This window comes from Nonomuraea sp. NPDC050556 (genome assembly GCF_044457355.1).
Classification (GTDB): Bacteria; Actinomycetota; Actinomycetes; order Streptosporangiales; family Streptosporangiaceae; genus Nonomuraea.
Genome location: NZ_JBITGU010000002.1, coordinates 93,168 through 115,390, shown reverse-complemented (window position 1 = coordinate 115,390; position 22,223 = coordinate 93,168). Strand labels below are relative to the sequence as shown.

General features: G+C 69.0%; 19 protein-coding genes and 1 pseudogene. 17 read left to right on the top strand and 3 right to left on the bottom strand.

The annotated features are described in order from the left end of the window. Window positions 1-2 precede the first annotated feature (2 nt). Window positions 3-860 (bottom strand): deoxyribose-phosphate aldolase, encoded by an 858-nt coding sequence (locus ACIBG8_RS18595; protein WP_397344061.1) that lies wholly within the window; start codon window positions 858-860, stop codon window positions 3-5. Window positions 861-1,026: 166 nt separating this feature from the next. Between ACIBG8_RS18595 and ACIBG8_RS18590 the strand changes: the two genes are divergently transcribed. From ACIBG8_RS18590 to ACIBG8_RS18545, 10 genes are all read left to right on the top strand, one after another. Continuing rightward, window positions 1,027-2,403, top strand: coding sequence for an extracellular solute-binding protein (locus ACIBG8_RS18590; RefSeq protein WP_397344060.1), 1,377 nt, complete (start codon window positions 1,027-1,029; stop codon window positions 2,401-2,403). Beyond that, a complete protein-coding gene (locus tag ACIBG8_RS18585) occupies window positions 2,378-3,280 on the top strand; it encodes a carbohydrate ABC transporter permease (protein ID WP_397344059.1) in 903 nt (300 codons plus the stop codon). Before ACIBG8_RS18590 ends, ACIBG8_RS18585 begins: the two co-directional genes overlap by 26 nt. Continuing rightward, on the top strand, window positions 3,277-4,098 hold the full coding sequence (locus ACIBG8_RS18580; protein WP_397344058.1) for a carbohydrate ABC transporter permease: 822 nt from the start codon (window positions 3,277-3,279) through the stop codon (window positions 4,096-4,098). The genes ACIBG8_RS18585 and ACIBG8_RS18580 overlap by 4 nt, the downstream gene beginning before the upstream one ends. Beyond that, window positions 4,095-5,135 (top strand): ABC transporter ATP-binding protein, encoded by a 1,041-nt coding sequence (locus ACIBG8_RS18575; RefSeq protein WP_397344057.1) that lies wholly within the window; start codon window positions 4,095-4,097, stop codon window positions 5,133-5,135. Before ACIBG8_RS18580 ends, ACIBG8_RS18575 begins: the two co-directional genes overlap by 4 nt. Further along, window positions 5,132-6,301, top strand: coding sequence for a CehA/McbA family metallohydrolase (locus ACIBG8_RS18570; protein ID WP_397344056.1), 1,170 nt, complete (start codon window positions 5,132-5,134; stop codon window positions 6,299-6,301). The genes ACIBG8_RS18575 and ACIBG8_RS18570 overlap by 4 nt, the downstream gene beginning before the upstream one ends. Beyond that, on the top strand, window positions 6,292-7,146 hold the full coding sequence (locus tag ACIBG8_RS18565; protein WP_397344055.1) for a sugar phosphate isomerase/epimerase family protein: 855 nt from the start codon (window positions 6,292-6,294) through the stop codon (window positions 7,144-7,146). Before ACIBG8_RS18570 ends, ACIBG8_RS18565 begins: the two co-directional genes overlap by 10 nt. Further along, window positions 7,143-8,207, top strand: coding sequence for a Gfo/Idh/MocA family protein (locus ACIBG8_RS18560; protein WP_397344054.1), 1,065 nt, complete (start codon window positions 7,143-7,145; stop codon window positions 8,205-8,207). The genes ACIBG8_RS18565 and ACIBG8_RS18560 overlap by 4 nt, the downstream gene beginning before the upstream one ends. Then, a complete protein-coding gene (locus tag ACIBG8_RS18555) occupies window positions 8,197-10,854 on the top strand; it encodes an alpha-mannosidase (RefSeq protein WP_397344053.1) in 2,658 nt (885 codons plus the stop codon). Before ACIBG8_RS18560 ends, ACIBG8_RS18555 begins: the two co-directional genes overlap by 11 nt. Window positions 10,855-10,915: 61 nt before the next feature. Continuing rightward, a complete protein-coding gene (locus ACIBG8_RS18550; RefSeq protein WP_397344052.1) occupies window positions 10,916-11,854 on the top strand; it encodes a GlxA family transcriptional regulator in 939 nt (312 codons plus the stop codon). Between the two features lie 13 nt (window positions 11,855-11,867). After that, entirely contained in the window at window positions 11,868-12,449 is a 582-nt protein-coding gene (locus tag ACIBG8_RS18545) for a DJ-1/PfpI family protein (RefSeq protein WP_397344051.1), read from the top strand. Here ACIBG8_RS18545 and ACIBG8_RS18540 read toward each other — a convergent pair. Further along, complete coding sequence (locus ACIBG8_RS18540; protein WP_397344050.1) at window positions 12,446-12,940, bottom strand: Lrp/AsnC family transcriptional regulator; 495 nt, start codon at window positions 12,938-12,940, stop codon at window positions 12,446-12,448. The genes ACIBG8_RS18545 and ACIBG8_RS18540 overlap by 4 nt on opposite strands. A gap of 167 nt (window positions 12,941-13,107) precedes the next feature. On the opposite strand from ACIBG8_RS18540, the gene ACIBG8_RS18535 reads away from it, so the two are divergent. From ACIBG8_RS18535 to ACIBG8_RS18510, 6 genes are all read left to right on the top strand, one after another. After that, on the top strand, window positions 13,108-14,538 hold the full coding sequence (locus tag ACIBG8_RS18535; protein WP_397344049.1) for a gamma-aminobutyraldehyde dehydrogenase: 1,431 nt from the start codon (window positions 13,108-13,110) through the stop codon (window positions 14,536-14,538). Between the two features lies 1 nt (window position 14,539). Next, on the top strand, window positions 14,540-15,598 hold the full coding sequence (locus ACIBG8_RS18530) for an ABC transporter ATP-binding protein (RefSeq protein WP_397344047.1): 1,059 nt from the start codon (window positions 14,540-14,542) through the stop codon (window positions 15,596-15,598). 23 nt (window positions 15,599-15,621) lie between these two features. Beyond that, entirely contained in the window at window positions 15,622-16,815 is a 1,194-nt protein-coding gene (locus ACIBG8_RS18525; RefSeq protein WP_397344046.1) for a PotD/PotF family extracellular solute-binding protein, read from the top strand. A 4-nt stretch (window positions 16,816-16,819) separates the two neighbouring features. Next, window positions 16,820-17,671 (top strand): ABC transporter permease, encoded by an 852-nt coding sequence (locus ACIBG8_RS18520; RefSeq protein ID WP_397344045.1) that lies wholly within the window; start codon window positions 16,820-16,822, stop codon window positions 17,669-17,671. Continuing rightward, on the top strand, window positions 17,668-18,450 hold the full coding sequence (locus ACIBG8_RS18515) for an ABC transporter permease (RefSeq protein ID WP_397344044.1): 783 nt from the start codon (window positions 17,668-17,670) through the stop codon (window positions 18,448-18,450). Before ACIBG8_RS18520 ends, ACIBG8_RS18515 begins: the two co-directional genes overlap by 4 nt. 163 nt (window positions 18,451-18,613) lie before the next feature. Then, window positions 18,614-20,008 carry an NAD(P)/FAD-dependent oxidoreductase gene (locus ACIBG8_RS18510; RefSeq protein WP_397344042.1) on the top strand — a complete coding sequence of 465 codons (1,395 nt, stop codon included), beginning with the start codon at window positions 18,614-18,616 and terminating at the stop codon, window positions 20,006-20,008. A 238-nt stretch (window positions 20,009-20,246) separates the two neighbouring features. Here the strand turns inward: ACIBG8_RS18510 and ACIBG8_RS18505 are convergent, their stop codons facing one another. Next, the gene (locus tag ACIBG8_RS18505; RefSeq protein ID WP_397344041.1) at window positions 20,247-21,089 is read right to left on the bottom strand and encodes an expansin EXLX1 family cellulose-binding protein; all 843 of its coding nucleotides are present in this window, start codon (window positions 21,087-21,089) and stop codon (window positions 20,247-20,249) included. 196 nt (window positions 21,090-21,285) lie between these two features. Between ACIBG8_RS18505 and ACIBG8_RS18500 the strand changes: the two are divergent. Next, a pseudogene (locus tag ACIBG8_RS18500) lies at window positions 21,286-22,164 on the top strand (alpha/beta hydrolase); the annotation flags it as partial. Window positions 22,165-22,223 lie beyond the last annotated feature (59 nt).

The following is a 22,223-nucleotide window of genomic DNA, read 5'->3' as shown; positions in this document are numbered from 1 at the left end:
CGTTACGTCGCCAGGAGACCGGCGGCCCGGTCGACAGCTCCGACGACGTCGTCGTCAGCCGGGTAGAGCAGCGAGCGCCCCACGACCAGCCCCCGCACGCCAGGGGAGGCCAGCGCCCGCCCCCACACGTCGAAAGCCGCATCCAGGTCGAAAGGGTCGCCGCCGAGCAGGAGCACGGGCAGAGTAGTGGCTTCCAAAACACTAGACATGTCAGGCAACGCGGGGATCTTCAGCCACGTGTAGGCCGAGGTGACGCCCAGCGCCTGGGCGACGCTGATCGCGCGGATGACCGCCTCGGGAGACAGGTCGTTCCGGCCGTCCGAATGCCAGAACGGCTCCACCATGGCCACCAGCCGGTGCCGCGCCAGGTCGGACACCGCGCTCGCGCACGCCTCAAGCGTCGCGATCGTCGCCGGATCGCTCAACGAGATGCGGCAGAGCATCTTGCCGCCGTCCAAGCCCATCGCCGCGATCGACGCCGCGTCGAAGCCGGTGAACCGGTCGTCCAGCTCGAAGACCGAGCCGGGCAACCCGCCCCTGTTCATCGACCCGAACGCGAGCTTGCCGTCCAGCGCCCCGAGCAGCAGCAGGTCCTCCAGCACGTCCGGCGCGGCCAGGATCCCGCCCACCCCGGGCCGCGACAGCGCGGCCTGCAGCCGGTCGAGCAGTTCCGGCCTGCTCGCCATGGCCAGCGGCCGGTCGCGGACGGCGAGCGCACCCCGCGCCGGGTGGTCGGCGGCGATGATCAGCAGGCGCTCGTCGTCGCCCGGAAGGTCCCTGCGCTCCCGGCGCAGCGCGGCCCGCGCGATCTCCGAGGGCCTGGTGGTGCGGATCCGGGTGAGCTCTGCGTACCGACTCATGAAGCTCACTATGGCATATTGTCATGACATACGGATGTCCGATATGGTGCCAATTGTGTCAGGACAATAACAAGGCACTTTTCTTCAGCGTGAAGCTATAGCGTGGCAAAAGATGCCCTGGTAAACGTCTACAGGTCTCCCTTTCAGGACAATCCGGAGGGTTTGCATGGGTTTGCGGAAGAGGTCGATGGGTGCGGTCGCCGCGCTCGCGGTGTCCGGGCTGGCGCTTGCCGCATGCGGCTCCGGCGGATCGGGCGGTTCCGGCGGCGACACGATCGAGCTGACCATCACCCAGAACGCCATCGCGGGCGGCAAGAACGCGGCCGCCGCCGATCACATCACCAAGTGGGTCATCCCGGAGTTCGAGAAGACCCACAAGAACGTCAAGGTCAAGTTCGTCCCCAGCGGCGTCGACGACGAGCAGTACAAGACGAAGCTCTCCCTCGACCTCAAGTCGGGCAAGGGCGCCGACGTCATCGACATCGACAGCATCTGGGCCGGCGAGTTCGCCGAGGCCGGATACGTCAAGCCGCTCGACGAGATCGCGCCGGACTCCGCCAAGTGGGACGGCTGGGCGCAGATCCCCGAGGCCGTCCAGGGCATGGCCACCTTCAACGGCAAGAAGTACGCGCTGCCCATCGGCACCGACGGCCGCGTCCTGTACTTCAACAAGACCCTGTTCGAGAAGGCGGGCCTGCCCGCCGACTGGCAGCCGAAGAACTGGCAGGAGATCCTCGACGCGGCTACCAAGCTCAAGGGCTCAGGCGTCCCCACGCCCATCCAGATCAACGCGGGCACCGCGATGGGCGAGGCCACGACCATGCAGGGCGTACTGCCGCTGCTGGCCGGGGCGGGCGGCGAGGTCTTCAAGGACGGCAAGTGGGCGGGCGCGACCCAGCCGCTCAAGGACGCCCTCGGCCTCTACCAGAAGATCTATTCACAGAAACTCGGCGACCCCCTGCTGCAGCAGGAGGCCAAGGGCCGCGACAAGTCGTTCGCCGAGTTCGCGGCAGGCAAGATCGGCATCCTGCTCGAAGGCGACTACTTCTGGCGCGGCGTCGTCGACCCGGTCGCCGGGGTGGCCAAGATGGCCGACCGCGACAAGGTCGTCGGCTACGCCCAGATCCCGGCCATCGACGCCGGTAAGGGCCTGCGCGGCCAGGACTTCGTCAGCATGTCCGGCGGCGCGCTGCGCACGGTCAACCCCAACAGCAAGCACCCGAAGGAGGCCTTCGAACTGGCCGCCTTCACCCTGTCCCCGGCGGCGCTGAAGCAGGAGACGCAGGGGCACGTGCGCATCACCGCGCGCACCGACGTCAACAAGGAGATCCTCGCCGGCGACCCGCTGCTGATGTTCATCTCCGAGAAGGTGCTGCCCACCACGGCCTACCGGCCGCCGGTGGCGGTCTACCCGCAGGTCTCCGCCGCTCTGCAGGAGGCGACCGCGGACGTGGTCAGCGGCAAGGCGCCCGACCAGGCGGCTGCCGACTACGCCAAGAAGCTCGAAGGACTTGTCGGTGGCGCTGGCAACATCAGCTCGTAAGGTCACCGAGGACCCGGCAGGGCTGGGGAACGCCAGGGCCACCGCGTTCATCGCTCCGGCGATGGTGCTCATCGCGGTGTTCCTGGTCTTCCCCGCCCTCTGGGTGATCGTGCTCGGCCTGACCGACTACCGGCTGACCGGCCCGCAGGCGATCAACCCGCAGCTGGTCGGCCTCGACAACTTCGCCAAGGCGATCTCCAGCGGCGAGTTCTGGAACTCGACCTGGCTGACCGTGCAGTTCGTGCTCGGCTCGGCCGTCATCGGCCAGGCGGTGTTCGGCTTCACCATCGCCTGGATGCTCCGCGACCGGAGCGGGCCGGTCAAGCGGCTGGTCGAGGGCCTGGTCATCCTGGCCTGGATCCTGCCCAGCGCGGTCGTGTCGTTCCTGTGGGTGGCGCTGCTCGACCGCGACGGCGGCACGCTGAACGCCCTGCTCGGCATCCCGGGCTTCGCCTGGCTGCTCGACCACCCGATGCTCTCGATCATCGTGTTCAACACCTGGCGCGGCACCGCGTTCTCGATGATGTTGTACGGCGCGGCCCTCGGGAACGTGCCACCCAGCCACCTGGAGAGCGCCCGCATGGCCGGGGCCTCGGGCTGGCAGCAGCTCCGCGACGTGGTGTTCCCGCACATCAGGGGGCACATCCTGACCAACCTGCTGCTGATCAGCCTGTGGACGTTCAACGACTTCACCCCGTTCATGCTCACCGCCGGTGGACCGGACGGGAAGACCGAGGTGCTGGCCGTGCACGTGTACAAGGAGGCGCTGCTCGGCGGGAACCTCGGTTACGGCGCGGCGATCTCCACGGTCATCCTGCTGATCAACCTCGTGGTCGCGGTGTTCTACCTGCGGATGCTGAGGGAGAAGAAGAAGTGACTCCCAGATTTGTGGCGGGCAGGATCGGGTTCTACACGCTGGTCGCGGTGATCCTGGCCTTCTTCACCGTGCCGATGCTCTGGCTGGTCGTGGCGCCGTTCACCGCGAACCCGACCTACGAGGTGTCGCTCAAGGACTTCACGCTGGCCAACTTCCAGTCGATCCTGGATCATCCGTACGCGCTGGGGTCGCTCGTCAACTCGGTGCTGCTGGCCGTCGGCACGGCGGTGCTGGTGGTGGCGTTCGCCGCGCTCTCGGCGTACGCGCTGAGCCGGGTCAAGATCCCCGGCCGCGACGGGCTGCTCTACGCGTTGCTGCTGCTGTCCTCGATCATCACCGGCACGGCCGCGATGGTGCCGCTGTTCCAGCTCGCCGTCGAGCTCAACCTCATCGACTCGCAGCTCGGCCTGATCCTCATCATGACCGGCGGCCTGCTGCCCGCGGCGATCTTCATGCTCAAGGACTTCATGGACTCGACCCCGAAGTCCTACGAGGAGTCGGCCAGGGTCTTCGGCGCCAAACCCCTGCAGATCGTCCTGCACGTGGTCGTCCCCCTGGTACGGCCCGGCCTGGCGACGATCGCGGTGTGGGCCATCGCCAACGTGTGGGGCAACTTCCTGATGCCCTACCTGCTGCTGAGCGACGTCGAGAAGCAACCCGCGGCGGTGATCATGTACACGCTCTACACCGAGGGCGGCCAGGCCAACCTGCCGCTGCTGTCGGTGTTCGGGCTGCTCTACTCCATTCCCGTGGTGCTCATGTACCTGTTCGTCAGCAAGAAGTACGGCTTCCGCTTCCACGGAGGGATCAAGCGGTGATCGAGCTCAAGGAACTGACCAAGGTCTATCCGAACGGGGTCAGAGCGCTCGACGCCCTCGATCTGGAGATCGCCGACGGGGAGTTCTTCGCCCTGCTCGGCCCCTCGGGATGCGGTAAGACCACGCTGCTGCGTACCATCGCCGGGCTGGAGACGGCCACCGGCGGCTCGGTCGTCATCGGCGGCAAGGACGTCACCACCCTGCAGCCGGGCGCGCGCGACCTGGCGATGGTGTTCCAGGACTACGCGCTCTTCCCGCACATGGACGTCTCGGACAACGTCGCCTACCCGCTGCGCATCAAGAAGATGCCCAAGGCGGAACGGCACGCCAAGGCGCGCGAGGTCGGCGAGCGGCTGGGGCTGGAGCAGCTCATGGACCGCAGGCCCGGCCAGCTCTCCGGCGGCCAGCAGCAACGCGTCGCGCTGGCCCGCGTCATGGCGACGCAGGCGCAGGCGTTCCTGTTCGACGAGCCGCTGTCCAACCTGGACGCGCGGCTGCGGCTGGAGGCGCGCACGTTCCTGAAGAAGTTGCAGCGCGAGCTCGGCGTCACCACCGTCTTCGTCACCCACGACCAGGCCGAGGCGCTGGCGATGGCCGACCGGATGGCGGTCATGGAGGCCGGGCACATCAGGCAGATCGGCACGCCGGCCGAGGTGTTCCAGCGGCCCGCCAACACCTTCGTCGCCTCGTTCATCGGCTCCACGCCGATGAACCTGCTCGACGGCGTCGTGCGGGGAGACATGCTGGAGGTGGCCGGGTGCAAGGTCCCGTCGCCGGTCGGCGGGCTCACCGACGGAGAGAAGATCGTGTACGGTGTGCGTCCCGAGTACATGACGTACTCCGACGAAGCGGCCGAGGGGTCGTTCGGCGGCAAGGTGTCGATCGTGGAGAACCTCGGGGCCTCCTACCTGGTCACGCTCGACCTGGGCGTGCAGGTGATCGTGCCCGAGGGACGCGAGCCGGAGATCGGCGACGACGGGTACGCGACGCCCAGGCAGGACAGGGCGCTCGTCTACCGGGACGGGGAGCTGGTGTGATCAGGGGTCGCTGGACGCTGGACGACCGGCTGGAGCGGATCCTGCGCGAGGTGCCGTTCGAGGTGCCCGCCGGGACGCGGTCGCTGACCGTCAAGCTCTCGTACGACAGGTCCAAGGGGGTGCTCGACCTCGGGTCCGCCTCGCCGTACGGCTTCCGCGGCTGGTCGGGCGGGGCGCGGGACGAGTACACGATCACCCCTGACTGGGCGACGCCCGGGTACCTGCCGGGGGAGGTCGAGGCGGGGACCTGGCAGGTGTGGCTCAGGCTGCACCGGGTGCCGCTCGACGGGCTCGACTACGAGCTGGAGATCACGACCTCGGCCGACGTGCCCGCACAACCTCCCGTACAGGCTATAGAGGCCGTGGAAAAGCCGCCGAAGAGGGAGATTCCCGAGATCGGCGGCGCGCGGTGGTACGCGGGGGACTTCCACTCGCACACCGTGCACAGCGACGGGGCGCTGACCATCCCCGAGCTGGGCGCGCTGGCCAGGAGCCGCGGGCTGGACTTCCTGGCGGTGACCGACCACAACACGGTCAGCCACCACCCGCACCTGGCCGCGGTCGAGGGCATCACGCTCCTGCCCGGCCAGGAAGTGACCACGGACCGCGGGCACGCCAACGTCTTCGGCGACGTCGGCTGGGTGGACTTCAGGCAGCCGGTCGACTCCTGGGTGGAGCACGCGGCCGGGCTCATCTCGATCAACCACCCGCTGGGCGGCGACTGCGCGTGGCTGCAGCCGGTCAAGGAGCGGCCGCGCATCGCGGAGATCTGGCACTCGGGGTGGTGGGACCGGCGCTGGGGCGCGCCGCTGTCCTGGGCCGAGGCGTGGCGGGACGACGTGATCGTCATCGGCGGCAGCGACTTCCACCGGCACGGCTCGGACGGGCTGCCCGGCGCGCCCACGACGTGGGTGCTGGCCGAGGACCCGTCGCTGGTCTTCGAAGGGGTGCGGGCGGGACGTACCGCGGTCTCCGCGGGGCCCGACGAGCCGTTGCTGCTCAGGCTGGGTGACGAGTTGCTGGCGCTGGACGCCGACGGGCTGGTGCTGGTGCGCCCCGACGGCAGGCGGCAGGTCGTGCGCGGCGAGCGCGTGCTCGTGCCCGCCGGCGAGGGGCCGCACAGGCTGGAGACGGACGAGAACGAGGTGATGGCGCTGTGCGGGTAGCGAACGCGCCGGTGAGTTTCGGCATCTTCGAGGCGAGTCCCGGCGTTCCGCTGAATGCTGGGGAGATGGTCGCCGCGCTGGCCGGATACGACGGCATCGACCTGGGCCCGATCGGCTATCTCGACATGGCTCGCCTGAACGGCCTGCTGCTGGCCGGGGGCTGGGTCGACGTCCCGGATGGTTCGCCGGTCGGCGAGGCCTTCGCCGACCTCGACGCCACGCTCGACGTCTTCGACCGCGCCCCGGCCGCTCCCGCGCGCCTCAAGCCGGTTCCCACCCTTGGGCCGCCCGGCATCCCCGCACGCTCGGCCCGACCCGGCGGCCTCGTCCCGGGCCTGCACGCCCGGCCGGGGTCCGGAGGCTGGCCGGAGTTCGCCGCGAACGTGCAGGCGGCGGCCGATCGCTGCCGGGAGCGCGGGTACGAGGCCGCGTTGCACCACCACCTGGGCCACGCCGTGGAGACCGTCGAGGAGATCGAGCGGCTGCTCGACGACACCGACGTCAAGCTCTGCCTGGACACCGGCCACCTGCTGCTGGCCGGAGGCGACCCGGTCAAGGCGCTCAAGGACTGGGCCCCGCGCATCGGCCAGGTCCACATCAAGGACGGATCGCTCAAGACGCTGCACGACGGCGGCGACCTGCGCACGTTGATGGGCCGCGGCGTCTTCCCCGCGCTCGGCGACGGCGACGTCGACCTGCCCGGCGTCGTCCAGGCGCTGCACGACATCGGCTACGACGGCTGGGTCGTCGTCGAGCAGGACACCTTGCCCGGCCACCGGCCCACCGCGGACATCGTCGCCGATCAGATAGCCAACCTACGGAAGCTGAAGGAGCTGGGGCTGTGAAGGTCGCGTTGCTCGGGTGCGGGGCCGTGACGCAGGCGGTCTATGTGCCGCTGCTGTCCAGGCGCCGCGAGCTGTTCGAGGTCATCGCGGTGTGCGACCTGTCCAAGACGCTCGCCGACGCGGTCGGCGACCGGCTCGGGGCGGCCAGGCGCTTCACCGACCTCACCGAGATGCTGGCGGAGGGCGGGTTCGACGCCCTGCTCGTGCTCGCGTCCGGCTCGCACGGCGCAGCCGTACGGCAGGCGCTCGAAGCCGGATATGCCGTGCTCTGCGAGAAGCCGCTCGCGCTGACGCAGGCCGAGGTGGCCGCGCTGCCCGAGGGCAGGCTGATGGTCGGCTACATGAAGCAGTACGACCCGGCCGTGCTCAGGGCGGAGGAGCTGCTGCACGACGTGACCATCAGGTCGATCGAGGTCACCGTGCTGCACCCGAGCGGGGAGTCGCAGCTCGCCTTCGCCAACCTCGCCCAGGCGCGCGACGTGGACCTGGCGCCGCTGCGGGCGGCGGAGAACGCGATCGTGGACCGGGCGATCGGCGCCGGGGCGAGCCCCGAGCTGCGGTCCGTCTACAGCGTGGCGCTCGGCTCGATCTGCCACGACCTGTCGCTGCTGCGCCGCTTCACCGGCTCGCCCTCGGTCGTGGACCACGTGGAGACGTGGGGCGGGCTGCCCGGATCCATCGAGATCTCGGGACCGCTGCCCGCGCGCGGGCGGTACTCGATCAGGTGGCACTACCTGGAGGACTACCCCGCCTACCGCGAGACCGTGGCCATCCACCACGACCGCGGCACGCTGGAGCTGGCCTTCCCCGCGCCCTACCTGATGAACGCGCCGACCGTGCTGACCGTGGTGTCGGGGGCCGAGTCGCGCGCGGAGTACCGGGACGTGACCGAGGCCTTCGAGACGCAGTTGCTCGCCTTCCACGCCTTCGTGACCGAGGGCAAGGCGCCGCTCACCGAGCGGGAGGGCGCGCTGGAGGACATCGTCACCGCCCAGCGCGTCGCCGCGCGCTACGCCGTACAGCACGGTCTTGACCTTGGGGGAGAAGCCGGTGAGCTCTGAGATCGTCGTCGTTCCGCACACGCACTGGGACCGGGAGTGGTACGAGCCGTTCCAGCGGTTCAGGCTGCGGCTCGTCGCGTTGCTGGACGAGGTGCTCGACCGGATGGAGCGGGAGCCGCACTACCACTTCACCCTCGACGGGCAGCTCGCCTGCGTGGACGACTACCTGGAGGTGCGGCCGGAGAACCGCGACCGCATCGCCGCCCTGGTGAAGGAGGGGCGGCTGGCGATCGGGCCGTGGCAGATCCTGCTGGACGAGTTCCTGTGCTCCGGCGAGAACATCGTGCGCAACCTGGAGCTCGGCATGTCGCGCGCCGACAAGCTCGGTGGCGCGATGCCGGTCGGCTACCTGCCCGACATGTTCGGGCACACCGCGCAGATGCCGCAGATCCTCAAACGGGCTGGGGTGCTGCACGCATGTGTGTACCGGGGCGTTCCGTCAACGGTGGTGACCGACGCGTTCGCGTGGGTGGCGCCCGACGGCACCGCCATCAGGACGCAGTACCTGCCTGAAGGCGGCTACGGCAACGGCGCCCACCTGTTCGAGTCGCCGGACCAGCTCGCCGAGCGGGCCGAGGTCTTCGTGGCCAAGATGCGCAGGTGGCGCGGGCCCGAGGGGGCGCTGCTGGCGATGTACGGCACCGACCACTCCGCGCCCGTCGCCGGGTTGCCGGGGATGGTGGCCGAGCTCGGCGCCCGCATGGACACCTTGTCCGGATATCTGGCGGCATTCTCCACCGAAACCGAGGGGTTGCCGCAGGTCGAGGGTGAGCTGCGCTCGCACGCGCGCGCCAACATCCTGCCCGGGGTCATCTCCGTCCGCGCCCACGTCAAGCAGGCGATGGGCCGCGCCGAACGCATGGTCGAGCGCTACGCGGAACCGCTGGCCGCGCTGTGGGGCGGCGAGTGGCCGGGGCGCTTCCTCGACATGGCCTGGTGGCGGCTGATCGACGCCAGCGGGCACGACTCGGTCACCGGATGCGGCGTCGACGAGACCGCGCAGCAGGTCGCCGCGCGCATAGCCGAGGCCGAGCACCTGGGCCAGGCCGTACGCGACATGGTCACCTCCTCGCTCGCCGCCCGGGTCCCGTCGGGCGGCGTGCTCGTGGTCAACCCGAGCCCGTTCGCCAGGCGCGGCGTCGTCACCCTCGACCTCGCGGGCATCGACCCCGTCGTGGACGCCACGGGTGCGCGGGTGCCGGTGCAGACGCTGGAGTACGCGCCCGAGCTGCTGCTCGACGCGGAGATGGACCCGGCGGTGGCGCTGTCGTTCGTGCACGGCACCGAGCTGTACGGCCAGCACATCAGCGGCTGGTCGGTGGACGAGGGCGTGCTCACGTTCACCGTGGCGCGCGAGCCGTCCGTCGCGTTCGACAAGGCGGAGATTCCCCTGGCGGGCGTGACGCACGTCCGCATCCTCGCCGAACCTCGCCGTACGGTCGCCGCCCTCGTGGACGTCCCGGCCCTCGGCCACACGAGCGTCCGGCCCATCCCCGGCGGGACGTCCGGCGCGTCGGACCTCGGGGTCAGGGCCGAGGGGCGGGTGCTCGACAACGGGCTGCTCCGGGTCGAGGTGGCCGACGACGGCACGCTCACCCTGCGTTCCCAGGACGGCGTGACGGTCACTGGCGCCGGGCGGATCGTCGACGGCGGCGACGTGGGCGACACCTACAACTACGCCCCTCCGGCCGACGACCGGCTGGTGGACACGCCCGTCGAGACCGTGGTCACGCCCGTGTGGTCGGGCATGCTGGTCGCCGCGCTCGACGTGCGCAGGACGTACCGCTGGCCGTACACCGAGACGGAGCTCTTCACCGGGCCCGCGCACGCGCGGGTCACCCAGCCGGTCGCCGAGAACCCCGGGCGCGGGCAGGACGCCGTGGACGTCGTCGTCGACACCCGGGTGGAGCTGCGGGCCGGTGAGCCGTTCGTGCGGCTGCACGTGGAGTTCGACAACCGCTGCTCCGACCACCGGGTGCGGCTGCACGTCCCGGCCGACGCCGCAGAGTCGCACGCCGAAGGGCAGTTCGCGGTCGTCACCCGGGGGCTCACGTCGGAGGGCGGGTGCGGCGAGACGCCGCTGCCCACCTTCCCCGCGTCGTCGTGGGTGGCCGCCGGTGGTGTGGCGGCGCTGGTGGAGCACGTCACGGAGTACGAGCTGACCGGGGGAGAGCTGGCGCTGACGCTGCTCCGGTCGGTCGGGTACCTGTCGCGCAACGGCAACGGGCTGCGGCCCGAGCCTGCCGGGCCGCAGATCCCCACTCCGGCGGCGCAGTCGCACGGGCTGCGGTCGGTACGGCTCGCGCTGATGCCTTATGCGGGAGAGCGTGAAGGGGTGCAGGAGGCGGCGGAGATCTTCCGCCACGACCTGCTGGCGGTGGCGGGCACGGGATCCGGCGACCTGCCCGCCCCGGCCAGAGGGCTGTCGGTGAGCGGCGCCACGATGACCTCGCTCAGGCGCAGGGAGGACTGGCTGGAGCTGCGCATGGTCGCACACGGCGACACGGAGGCCGTGGTCGAGGGGACGTTCGCCGAGGCCAGGCGCGCGGACCTACGTGGACGCCCTGACGAGAGTCTGGAGACCGCCGGCGGCGTGCTGCGCCTTCCGATGCGGGCCTGGGAGATCGTCACCGTCCAGCTGCGTTGATCGGTCATGGCGGAAAAGGTCATGTTCGTGTCCTTGCCGCCATGACACACCCCCCGCGACCATGGGTGACGTGCACGTGGTCTTCGTCGTCTACCCGGGTTTCCAGATCCTCGACCTGACCGGCCCGCACGAGGTGTTCCAGCAGGCCGGGCCGTACAAGGTGACGGTGGTGTCCGCCGCGCGGGGGCCGGTGGTCGCGGACGGCGGGCTCGCCGTCACGCCCGACAGCACGATCGACACGTACGGCGGGCCGATCGACACGCTCGTCGTCGCAGGCGGCAGCGGCAAGTTCGCCGCCTGCGACGACGACCGGCTGATCGCCTGGCTGCAGGGTGCGGCGGCGAGGTCCAGGCGGGTCGCGTCGGTGTGCACGGGCGCGTTCCTGCTGGCGAAGGCGGGCCTGCTCGACGGCCACCGCGCCTGCACCCACTGGGGGAGCTGCGACGAGCTGGCCGTACGGCACCCCGAGGTCGAGGTCGACCCGGCGCCCATCTTCGTCAGGTCAGGAAATATCTGGACCTCGGCTGGGGTGACCGCCGGGATGGACCTCGCGCTCGCCATGGTCGAGGACGACCTGGGCGCGGAAGCCGCCAGGACCATCGCCAGGCGGCTGGTCATGTTCGTCCAGCGGCCCGGCGGCCAGGCCCAGTTCTCCGTACAGCTCGCCACCCAGCTCCCGGCCCGCGAGCCGCTGCGTGAGGTGCAGGCGTGGATCGACGAGCACCCGGCGGGCGACCTCAGCGTCCCCGCGCTCGCCACCCGCGCGGGCATGAGCGAGCGGCACTTCACCCGCGTCTTCACCGCGCAGGTCGGCCGGTCGCCCGGCTCCTACGTGGAGGCAGCGCGGCTGCAGGCGGCGCGGCGGATGCTGGAGACCACGGACGCGACGCTCGAATCGGTCGCACGGACCTGCGGGTTCGGCACGGTGAAGACGCTGCACCGCTCCTTCAAGAGGATCCTCAGCGTCACGCCTGGCCAGTACCGCAGCCATTTCGGATGAGGGGACGTTTGTGATGAGGATCGGGATCCTGCTGTTCGAGGACGTTGAGGAACTGGACGCGGTCGGGCCGTGGGAGGTGCTGGCCATGTGGGCCAAGCAGTATCCCCAGGAGGCGTCCGTGGTCGCGTTCGCCCGCGAGTCCGGCGTGGTGCGCGGGGCCAAGGGCATGGGCCTGGTGGCCGACCGGGGCTGGGCCGACGTGGGGCGGCTCGACGTGCTGCTGCACCCGGGCGGGATGGGGACCAGGCCGCTGGTGAAGGACGAGGAGCACCTGGCCTGGGTGCGCGAACAGCGTGCTCAGGTGCCGCTGATGACCAGCGTGTGCACGGGCTCCCTCGTCTACGCCGCAGCCGGACTGCTCGAAGGGCGTCCGGCGACCACGCACTGGGGCAGCCTGGAAGCGCTGAAGGAGCTCGACCCGACCATCGAGGTGAGGGGCCAGGACCGGTTCGTCGACGACGGCGACGTGGTCACCTCGTCAGGCGTGTCGGCGGGCATCGACATGGCCCTGCACCTGGTCGCGAGGCTGAGCAGCGTGGAACGGGCGCGCGAGGTGAGGCACTACATCCAGTACGACCCGGAGCCCCCGGTCTAGCGGGTGCCCCAGGAGTAGGTCTGCTTCCTGAGCTTCAGGTACACGAACGACTCGGTGGCGCGCACGGCGGGAATGGCCCGGATCTTGCTGAGGATCTCCAGCAGGTGCGGGTCACCCTCGCACACCACCTCCACGATCACGTCGAACGAGCCCGCCGTGAGCACGACGTAGTCGATCTCCTCGATCGCGGCCAGCTCGTCGGCGATCGACTCCAGGTCGCCCTCGCAGTTGATGCCGATCATGGCCTGGCGCGGGAAGCCCAGCGTGAGCGGGTCGGTGACGGCGACGATCTGCATCACGCCCGCATCCTGCAGCCGCTGCACGCGCTGGCGCACGGCCGCCTCGGACAGTCCCACGGCTTTGCCGATCGCCGCGTACGGCATGCGGCCGTCCGCCTGCAACTGCTCGATGATCTGCTTGGAGAGGTCGTCGAGCGCGACCGGGCCAAGTCCGGCGGCGGGCGCGCGGCGGGCTTTGGGCGGGGTCGTCATTGGGGGAGCTCCTCACATGCCGTTGGTGCGACATGTTGTCAGTTCTAGCGCCTCTGTCAAGCGAATTCGTAGCAATTCGGTATCCTTTGCTACGGAATCCCTTGTCTAGATGCGCATGCTCTGTCAGAGTCGCGGCATCTCAGCCACCTTCACATGGAGGTCATACCTTGACCCGTCTACAGAACTTCATCAACGGTGAGTTCGTGGACGCCAAGAGCGGCCGTTTCTCCGACGTCATCGACCCCTGCACGGGCGAGGCCTACCTTCAGGCCCCGATCTCCGGCCAGGAGGATGTCGACGCAGCCTACGCCGCCGCGGCTGCCGCGTTCGAAACGTGGGGTGTGACCACCCCGGGAGAGCGGGCCAACCTGCTGCTGAAGGTCGCCGACGCGATCGAGGCCAGGGCCGACGAGATCAACGAGGCCGAGTGCCTCAACACCGGCAAGCCGCGCGCCCGCATGGCCGAGGACGAGACCCCGGTCGCCGCCGACCACTTCCGCTTCTTCGCCGGCGCGGCCCGCACGCTCGAAGGCCCCACGGCAGGCGAGTTCCTCGCCGAGCACACCAGCGTCATCAGGCACGAGCCCATCGGCGTCATCGGCCAGGTCACGCCCTGGAACTACCCGATGATGATGGCGGTCTGGAAGATCGCCCCCGCGCTGGCGGCGGGCAACACGGTCGTGCTCAAGCCGAGCGACACCACCCCGGTCTCCACCGTCAAGCTCGCCGAGATCATCGGCTCGGTGCTCCCGCCCGGCGTCTTCAACGTCGTCACCGGCGACCGCGAGACCGGCGCCCTGGTGGTCAGCCACAAGACCGCCTCGATGGTGGCCATAACCGGCTCGGTCGGCGCGGGCATGGCCGTCGCGAAGTCGGCGGCCGACGACCTCAAGCGCGTGCACCTGGAGCTGGGCGGCAAGGCCCCGGTCGTGGTCTTCGACGACGTCAAGGACCTCAAGGCGGCCGCCGAGTCGATCGCCACCGCCGGTCTCTACAACGCCGGTCAGGACTGCACCGCCGCCTGCCGCGTCCTGGTCCATGAGAGCGTTCACGACGAGTTCGTGGCCGCTCTGACGGAAGCCGCGACGAACACCGTCACGGGCGACCTGTCCAACGAGGACGCGCTCTACGGGCCGCTGAACAACGAGACGCAGCTCGCCAGGGTCGAGGCCTTCTTCCAGAACGTCCCCGCGCACGCCAAGGTGCTCACCGGCGGTCACCGGGTCGGCGACAAGGGCTACTTCTTCGCTCCCACCATCGTCGACGGCCTGCAGCAGGACGACGACATGGTGCAGAACGAGGTCTTCGGCCCGGTCATCACCGTCCAGACGTTCAGCGACGAGGCCGACGCGCTGGCCAAGGCGAACGGCGTGCAGTACGGGCTGTCCGGCTCCGTCTGGACCTCCGACCACGGTCGCGCGATGCGGATGTCGAACCGGCTCGACTTCGGCGTGGTGTGGGTGAACACCCACATCCCGTTCGTCAGCGAGATGCCGCACGGCGGGTTCAAGCACTCCGGTTACGGCAAGGACCTGTCGGTCTTCGGCCTGCACGACTACACCCGTGTCAAGCACGTCATGCACTACATCGGAGAGTAGCTTGGACGCGATCCAGCTTGACGGCGTCGTCAAGGAATACGTTTCGCACGGCGAGGTCGTCCAAGCTGTGAAGGGCGTCACGCTGGACATCGCCGAGGGGGAGTTCTTCTCCCTCCTCGGCCCCTCCGGGTGCGGCAAGACCACGACCATGCGCATGATCGCCGGCTTCGAGGAGCCGACGCGCGGCGCCGTCCGCCTCTACGGCAAGGACGTCACCGACGTGCCGCCGAACAAGCGCGACGTGAACATGGTCTTCCAGTCCTACGCGCTGTTCCCGCACATGAGCGTCTGGGACAACGTGGCGTTCGGGCTGAAGCAGAAGAAGGTCCCCACCGCGGAGATCCGGCAGCGGGTGACCGAGATGCTGGAGATCGTCGCGCTCACCGGCAGGGAGAAGCGGCGGCCGCGCGAGATGTCCGGCGGGCAGCAGCAGCGTGTGGCCCTGGCCAGGGCGCTGGTCAACCACCCGCGCGCGCTCCTGCTCGACGAGCCGCTCGGCGCGCTCGACCTCAAGCTGCGCCAGGCGATGCAGCTGGAGCTCAAGCGCATCCAGCGCGAGGTCGGCATCACGTTCGTCTACGTGACGCACGACCAGAGCGAGGCGCTGACGATGAGCGACCGCATCGCGGTCATGAACGACGGCCTGGTCGACCAGCTCGCCACGCCGCGCGAGATCTACGAGCAGCCGGCCTCCACCTTCGTCGCCGGGTTCATCGGCACCTCCAACCTGATCGCGGGCACGGCCACCGAGGGCGTGCTCAAGATCAGCGGTGGGCGGGTGCTGGTGCCCGGTCACGACGGCGAGGTGACGGTGACCGTACGGCCGGAAAAGATCGCGATCTGGACGGAGGAGCAGCCGGGAGACCTCAGCTCGGTCCGTGGCACGGTGACTGAAGTGGTCTACCTGGGCACATATAACAATTACACCGTTTGTCTCGCTGACGGGGCCGAGATCACGGTGTTCCAGCAGAATGCGGTCGACGCGACGACCACGGCGGAGCGGGGCGACTCCGTGTGGCTGTCATGGCGGCCGCAGCACTCATATGTGATTGGACGTTGATGGACCCGCTGCTGCTCCGGGGCATGACTCAGCCCCGCACCCGTCGTGACGTGTTCCGGATCGCCGGATTCTCCGCCGCTGGGCTCGCCCTGGCCGCGTGCGGGGTCCAGGGCAAGAAGGCCGCCCCGCCCAAGGCCGACGCGGTCAAGGAATTCTGGGCCAAGCAGAAGAAGAACGGCCAGGTCGTCTTCGCCAACTGGCCCGAGTACATGCCGCCGGAACAGGGACCGCTGAAGGCGTTCCAGAAGGACACCGGCATCTCCTACGAGTACAAGGAAGTCATCCAGGAGAACGCCTCGTTCTTCGGCAAGTCGGAGCCGCAGCTGCGGGCCGGCCAGCCGCTGGGCTACGACATCGTCGTCATGACGAACGGCGTCCAGCTCCAGCACATGATCGAGCTGGGCTACTGCGTGCCGCTGGACCACTCCCAGCTGCCCAACTTCAACGCCAACGCCGGCGAGAAGTACAAGCAGCGCGCCTACGACCCGGGCAACACCTACACCGTCCCCTACACGTCGGGCATCACCGGCATCGCGTACAACACCAAGTACGTGAAGGACGACATCAAGAGCATCAACGCCCTCTTCGATCCCAAGTACAAGGGCAGGGTCGGCATGATGGCCGACGCCCAGGAGATCGGGAACTTCGGCATGTACGCCACGGGCGCCAACCCGGAGCAGTCGACCGAGGCCGACTGGAAGAAGGCGGGCGAGAAGCTCAAGCAGCAGCGCGACGCCGGCATCGTGCGCAAGTACTACGACCAGGACTACATCGACGCCGTCTCCAAGGGCGACGTGTGGCTGACGATGGCCTGGTCGGGCGACGTCTTCCAGCGCCAGCTCGCCGGTGAGCCGGTCAAGTTCGTGGTGCCCGAGGAGGGCGGCACGATCTGGACCGACAACATGCTCATCCCCAAGGGCGCGGCCAACCCGGTCGACGCGCTGATGCTGATGGACTACCTCTACCAGCCGGCGACCGCCGCGGAGCTGGAGGAGTACATCCAGTACGTCACCCCGGTGAACGGCGTGAACGAGATCCTCAAGGAGAAGATCGCCACGGCAAAGGGTGAGGAGAAGACCACCCTGGAGGCGCTCGTGGCCAGCTCGGCGATCTTCCCGAGCGACGCCGACTACGCCAAGCTGCGCAGCTACACCAAGCTGACCACGGCGCAGGAGCAGGTCTTCAACCGCATCTTCCAGAACATCACCCAGGCGTAGCGGCATGAAACGCCTCACCCCCTACCTGCTCGCACTGCCGAGCTGGCTCTGGCTGGCGATCTTCATGGTGGTGCCGATGGTGGCGATGGCCTCGGTGTCGACGCAGACGGGCAACAGCATCGACGGCTACGTCCAGAGCTTCGCCTTCTCCAACTACACCGACGCCGTCGGCAGGTACAGCACCCAGTTCATGCGCTCCCTGCTGTACGGCGGGCTGGCCACGGTCGCCATGATGATCATCGGCTACCCGGTCGCCTACTGGATCGCCTTCAAGGGCGGGGCGCGCAAGTCGATGTACCTGTTCCTCCTGCTGCTGCCGTTCTTCGTGTCGTTCGTGCTGCGGACGATCTCGTGGGGCTTCCTGCTGGCGGACGACGGCATCGTGCTGGGCACGCTGAAGGGGTGGGGCGTCCTGCCCGCCGACTTCCACATCCTGGCCACCACGTTCGCCGTGGTGGCCGGTCTGACCTACAACTTCCTGCCGTTCATGATCCTGCCGATCTACGTGGCGTTGGAGCGGGTGGACCCGCGGGTCATCGAGGCCGCCTACGACCTGTACGCCTCGCGCTGGGCGGCCTTCCGCAGCGTGGTCCTGCCGCTGTCGCTGCCCGGGGTGTTCGCCGGGGTGCTCATGACGTTCGTGCCCGCGACCGCTGACCCGGTCAACGCGCAGATCCTGGGCGGCACGGCCAACACGATGATCGGCAACGTCATCCAGACGCAGTATCTGACGAACCTCGACTACCCGACGGCCTCGTCCCTGTCGTTCACGCTGATGGCCGTCCTGCTCGTGGGCATCTTCGTGTACGCCAAGGCCCTGGGTACGGAGAACGTGCTGGAGGCGGCTGCCCGATGAGAACCAAGTTCGGCGACAAGCTCCTGCACGGCTACACCTGGCTGATCATCGTCTGGTTGTCCTCGCCGATCGCCGTGATGATCCTGTTCGGCTTCAACGACAAGAAGAGCAAGTCGAACACGAGCTGGCAGGGCTTCACCTTCAAGTGGTACGGCAAGCTGTTCGAGATCGACGGCCTCACCACGGCGCTGCTCAACTCGCTGGGCATCGCGGTGATCGCCACGCTGGTCACGGTGGTCATCGGGACCATGCTCGGCCTGGCCGTCGGCCGCTACCGCTTCCGCGGGCAGGGCCTGACCAACTTCCTGATCTTCGCCGCGATCTCCACGCCCGAGCTGGTCATGGGCGCGTCGCTGCTGTCGCTGTTCGTCTCGGCGAACATGCAGACCGGTGCGACGACCATCATCATCGCGCACGTGCTGTTCTCGCTGTCGTTCGTGGTGGTGACCGTTCGGGCCAGGGTGGTGACGCTCGACCCGTCGCTGGAGGAGGCGGCCAGGGACCTCGGCGCCGGGCCCTGGGCGACGTTCCGGCAGGTGACGCTGCCGTCGATCATGCCGGGCGTGCTGGCGGGCGCGATGTTGTCGTTCGCGCTGTCCATCGACGACTACGTGGTCACCAGTTTCGTCAACGGCGGCACGATGACCTTCCCCCTGTGGATCGTGGCTTCGGTCAAGACGGGTATCCCGCCACAGGTGAACGTGATGGGCACCCTTATCTTTGGAATCGGCGTCCTCATCGCGATCGCGAACGCGGTCGCCGGGCGCAGGCGCGCCTAAGCTTTCTCGGCAGGGCTGTTCCGGCAAGACTTTCTCGGCAAGGTTTTCTCGGCAAGGAATAGGGAGGCGAGATCGGATCCAGGCGGGGGGAACCCGCGCTTGATCACTGACTGATCGGGCAATCAACGAACTGCATATGACATCACGTAGGGATGTGGGATTTGTGGATCCGCTGAAGGCGCTTGCTGATGCGGAGCGCAAGCCGTACTGGCTGGACAGTCCAGCCAGACCCGAGCCGCAGCCGCGGCTCGCTGGAGACACCCGCGCCGACCTCGTCGTCGTGGGTGGAGGCTTCTCGGGGCTGTGGACGGCCCTGATGGCGAAGGAACGGGACCCCTCGCAGGACGTCGTCCTGCTGGAGGCCCGCAGGATCGGGTGGGCGGCCTCGGGGCGCAACGGCGGTTTCGCCATGGCGACCCTCACCCACGGTCTGCCCAACGGGCTCGACCGCTGGCCGGAGGACATCGAGCGCCTCGAACACCTGGGTGTGCAGAATCTCGACGAGATCCAGCAGACCCTGGAGAAGTACGACATCGACTGCTCGCTGGAGCGCACGGGTGAGCTGCACGTGGCCACCGAGCCGTGGCAGCTCGACGAGCTGCACGGGCACCTCGACCTGATCCAGGACTACGGGCTCGACTACGTGCCCATGGACCAGGACCAGGTGCGGGCGGAGGTCAACTCGCCCACCTACCTCGGCGGGCTGTGGGAGCGCAGCGGCTGCGCGATGCTCGACCCGGCGCGGCTGGCCTGGGGGTTGCGCGACGCCTGCCTCAAGCTGGGCGTGCGCATCTACGAACGGACACCGGTGCGCTCGATCGACGACAACGGGGTCACGATCGACCTGCGCACACCGTACGGCACGGCCAACGCACCCAGGGTCGCGCTCGGCACCGGCGTCTTCCCGCCGCTGCTGCGACGGCTCAAGCACTTCCTGGTGCCGGTCTACGACTACGCGCTGATGACCGAGCCCATGTCGGACGCGCAGCTGGCCTCGGTCGGGTGGAAGAACCGTCAGGGTGTCGGGGACTCGGCCAACCAGTTCCACTACTACCGGCTGACCGATGACAACCGCATCCTGTGGGGCGGATATGACGCCGTCTACTACAACGGGGGGCATGTCAGGCCGGAGTACGAGCAGCGGGACGAGACGTTCGTCAAGCTGGCGAGTCACTTCTATACAACCTTTCCGCAGCTGTCCGACCTGGGGTTCACGCACAGGTGGGGCGGGGTGATCGACACCTGCAGCCGGTTCTCCGCCTTCTTCGGGCAGGCGCACGGGGGGCGGCTGGCCTATGCGGTGGGGTACACGGGCATGGGGGTGGGGGCCACGCGGTTCGGCGCCAACGTCATGCTGGACCTGCTGTCCGGGGAGCGGACGGAGCGGACCGAGCTGCGGATGGTGAGGGAGAAGCCGGTGCCGTTCCCGCCTGAGCCGGTGCGGTCCGGGGTGATCCAGTTCACGCGGTGGTCGATCGCGCAGGCGGACCTGCACCAGGGGCGGCGCAACCTGTGGTTGCGCACCCTGGACAAGTTCGGGCTGGGCTTCGACTCCTGACCCACCCTGGGTGAGGGGGTTGAGAAGACCCCCTCACCCTTTCGGATCCTCGCCCTTTGCGGGTTTCCGTCCCTTCGGGGTTTCGGGCCCGCTGGGGCGGTGGTCCCTGGAGGGGCCGCGGCCCCTCGGAGGGAGCAGATGACCCCCGAAAGGTCACCGCCCCGGGAGGTCTGTGATCCCCGAAAGGGGCGGTGGACTCAAGGGGTCATGATCTCCGAAGGGTCCATGGCGTCTGAGGTCAGCAGCTGCTCTTCGGGGTGGGTGGGAGCGGGGCGTGTTCAGGGGCGGTGAGTGGGTCCGGTGTGGGGGTCGGGCTGATCGTCGGGGTCAGGGTCGGCGTCGGGGTTGGTTTGGGCGTCGTGCCGTACAGCTTGAGCTTGGTCTTCTGGATGTGGCCGGGGCTGAGGCGCAGGCCCTTGACGGTGCTGGTCCGCCCCTGGACGTCGGTGACCCTGACGTCGAAGCGGTCATCGGCGCCTGAAGTGGTCACCCAGTAGTTGTCATAGCCGCGCCGCAACCCGTGCCAGTCCTTGCCGTCGCGCAGTTCAACCGACCGCAGCGGGTTGCCGTGGTCGATCACCTGCACGGCCGCCCAGCCCGTGGTGGAGCCCGCCTTGACCCGGAAGGCCAGCGGCCTGACCGGCTTCGGGTCGCGTATCTGGCGATACGTCACCTCCGCCAACCCCTTCCCGATGTCCCCGATCCGCGCGAACGCCGCCCGGTTGAGGTCGAGTTGCCCCTCACGGCACCCGGGGCAGCGGTCGACCACCTGCACCCTCGCCGTCCCCCGCGGCCCCTTGACCTCGAGGTACGACCCGCAGGCCAGCGACCCCGCGTACTCCCGCGTCGACACCGACGCGAAAAGCTCGCCCCGCGTGGCCCCCGTCAGCGAGCAGTTGCCGTCGACGTGCCCGCCGTACACCAGCGCGCTGCCCGTCTGCTCGGGTTCGGGTTCGGCGGCGCACGCCTGCGACGCCCTGACCAGGTTGATGCTCCACAGCGCCACGGCCAGCCCGGTGAGCACACCCACGCTGATGAGTCCGCGCCTGCGCCAGTTCGTTTCCCTCGTGTGTTCCCCCACGATGGATACATAGCGACATCGGCCGATTACGTTACGTCGAATCAGCAGATGAACGCGACCTTGCTGTCCGGGCCGTGCGCGCTGGGGTCGGGACCGACCCACCGTTCGTCGGCGGGAAGGCGCGCCGGCTGGTAGCGCGAGTCGGACGACAGCCTGGTCTCCGGGTTGGCCAGGGGGACGCGGGCCGTACAGACTTGAGCGCATGAGAGTCGAGTTCCCGTCCGACGGCGTCACCCTGGTCGGTGACCTGCGCCTGCCCGAGGGCGACGGGCCCGCGCCCGCGCTGGTCTTCACCGGGCCGTTCACCGGCGTGCGCGACCAGGTCACCGGTCTCTACGCGGAGCGGCTGGCCGCCGAGGGATATGCCACGCTGGCCTTCGACCACCGCAACTGGGGCGAGTCGGGCGGCGAGCCGCGACGCCACGAGGACCCGCAGGGCAAGCTGCACGACCTGCGCTCGGCCGTGTCGTTCCTGCGCGGCAGGCCCGAGGTGGACGGCGAGCGGATCGGCGCGGTCGGCATCTGCCTGGGCGGCGGCTACGCGCTGAAGTTCGCGGCCTTCGAGCCGAGGGTGAAGGTGTTCGCGGGCATCGCGGGCGCCTACAACAACCCCTACTCGATGCGGTCGGGCATGGACTACCCGGCGGTGCTCGCCGGTTTCGCCGAGATCCAGGAGCGCGAGGACCTGGGCGGGGCGGTGGAATACCTGCCCGTCGTGGCCGAGGAGGGGGAGGCGGCGATGCCGGGCGACGAGCCGTTCGCCTACTACGGCACCGAGCGGTCGGCCTCGCCGCACTGGAGCAACGAGGTCACCAGGGCCAGCATCCGCGAGCTGATCACGGTCGACAACATGATGGGCGCCGACTTCCTGTCGCCCAAGCCCGCGCTGATCGTGCACGGCGTGATCGACCGCTTCTGCTCGCCCGAGGGAGCCGAGGAGGCGTTCAAGCGGCTCGACGAGCCCAAGCGGCTGGTCTGGCTCGACGCCAAGCAACACGTCGACCTCTACGACGTGGAGCCGTACGTCTCCCAGGCCGTGTCGGCCACGGTCGGCTTCCTGCGCGAATACCTCTGACCAAGATGCGGGCAAGATCGGCGCGCTGACCTGCGGTGATCCCGTCCAGCGAGATCCAC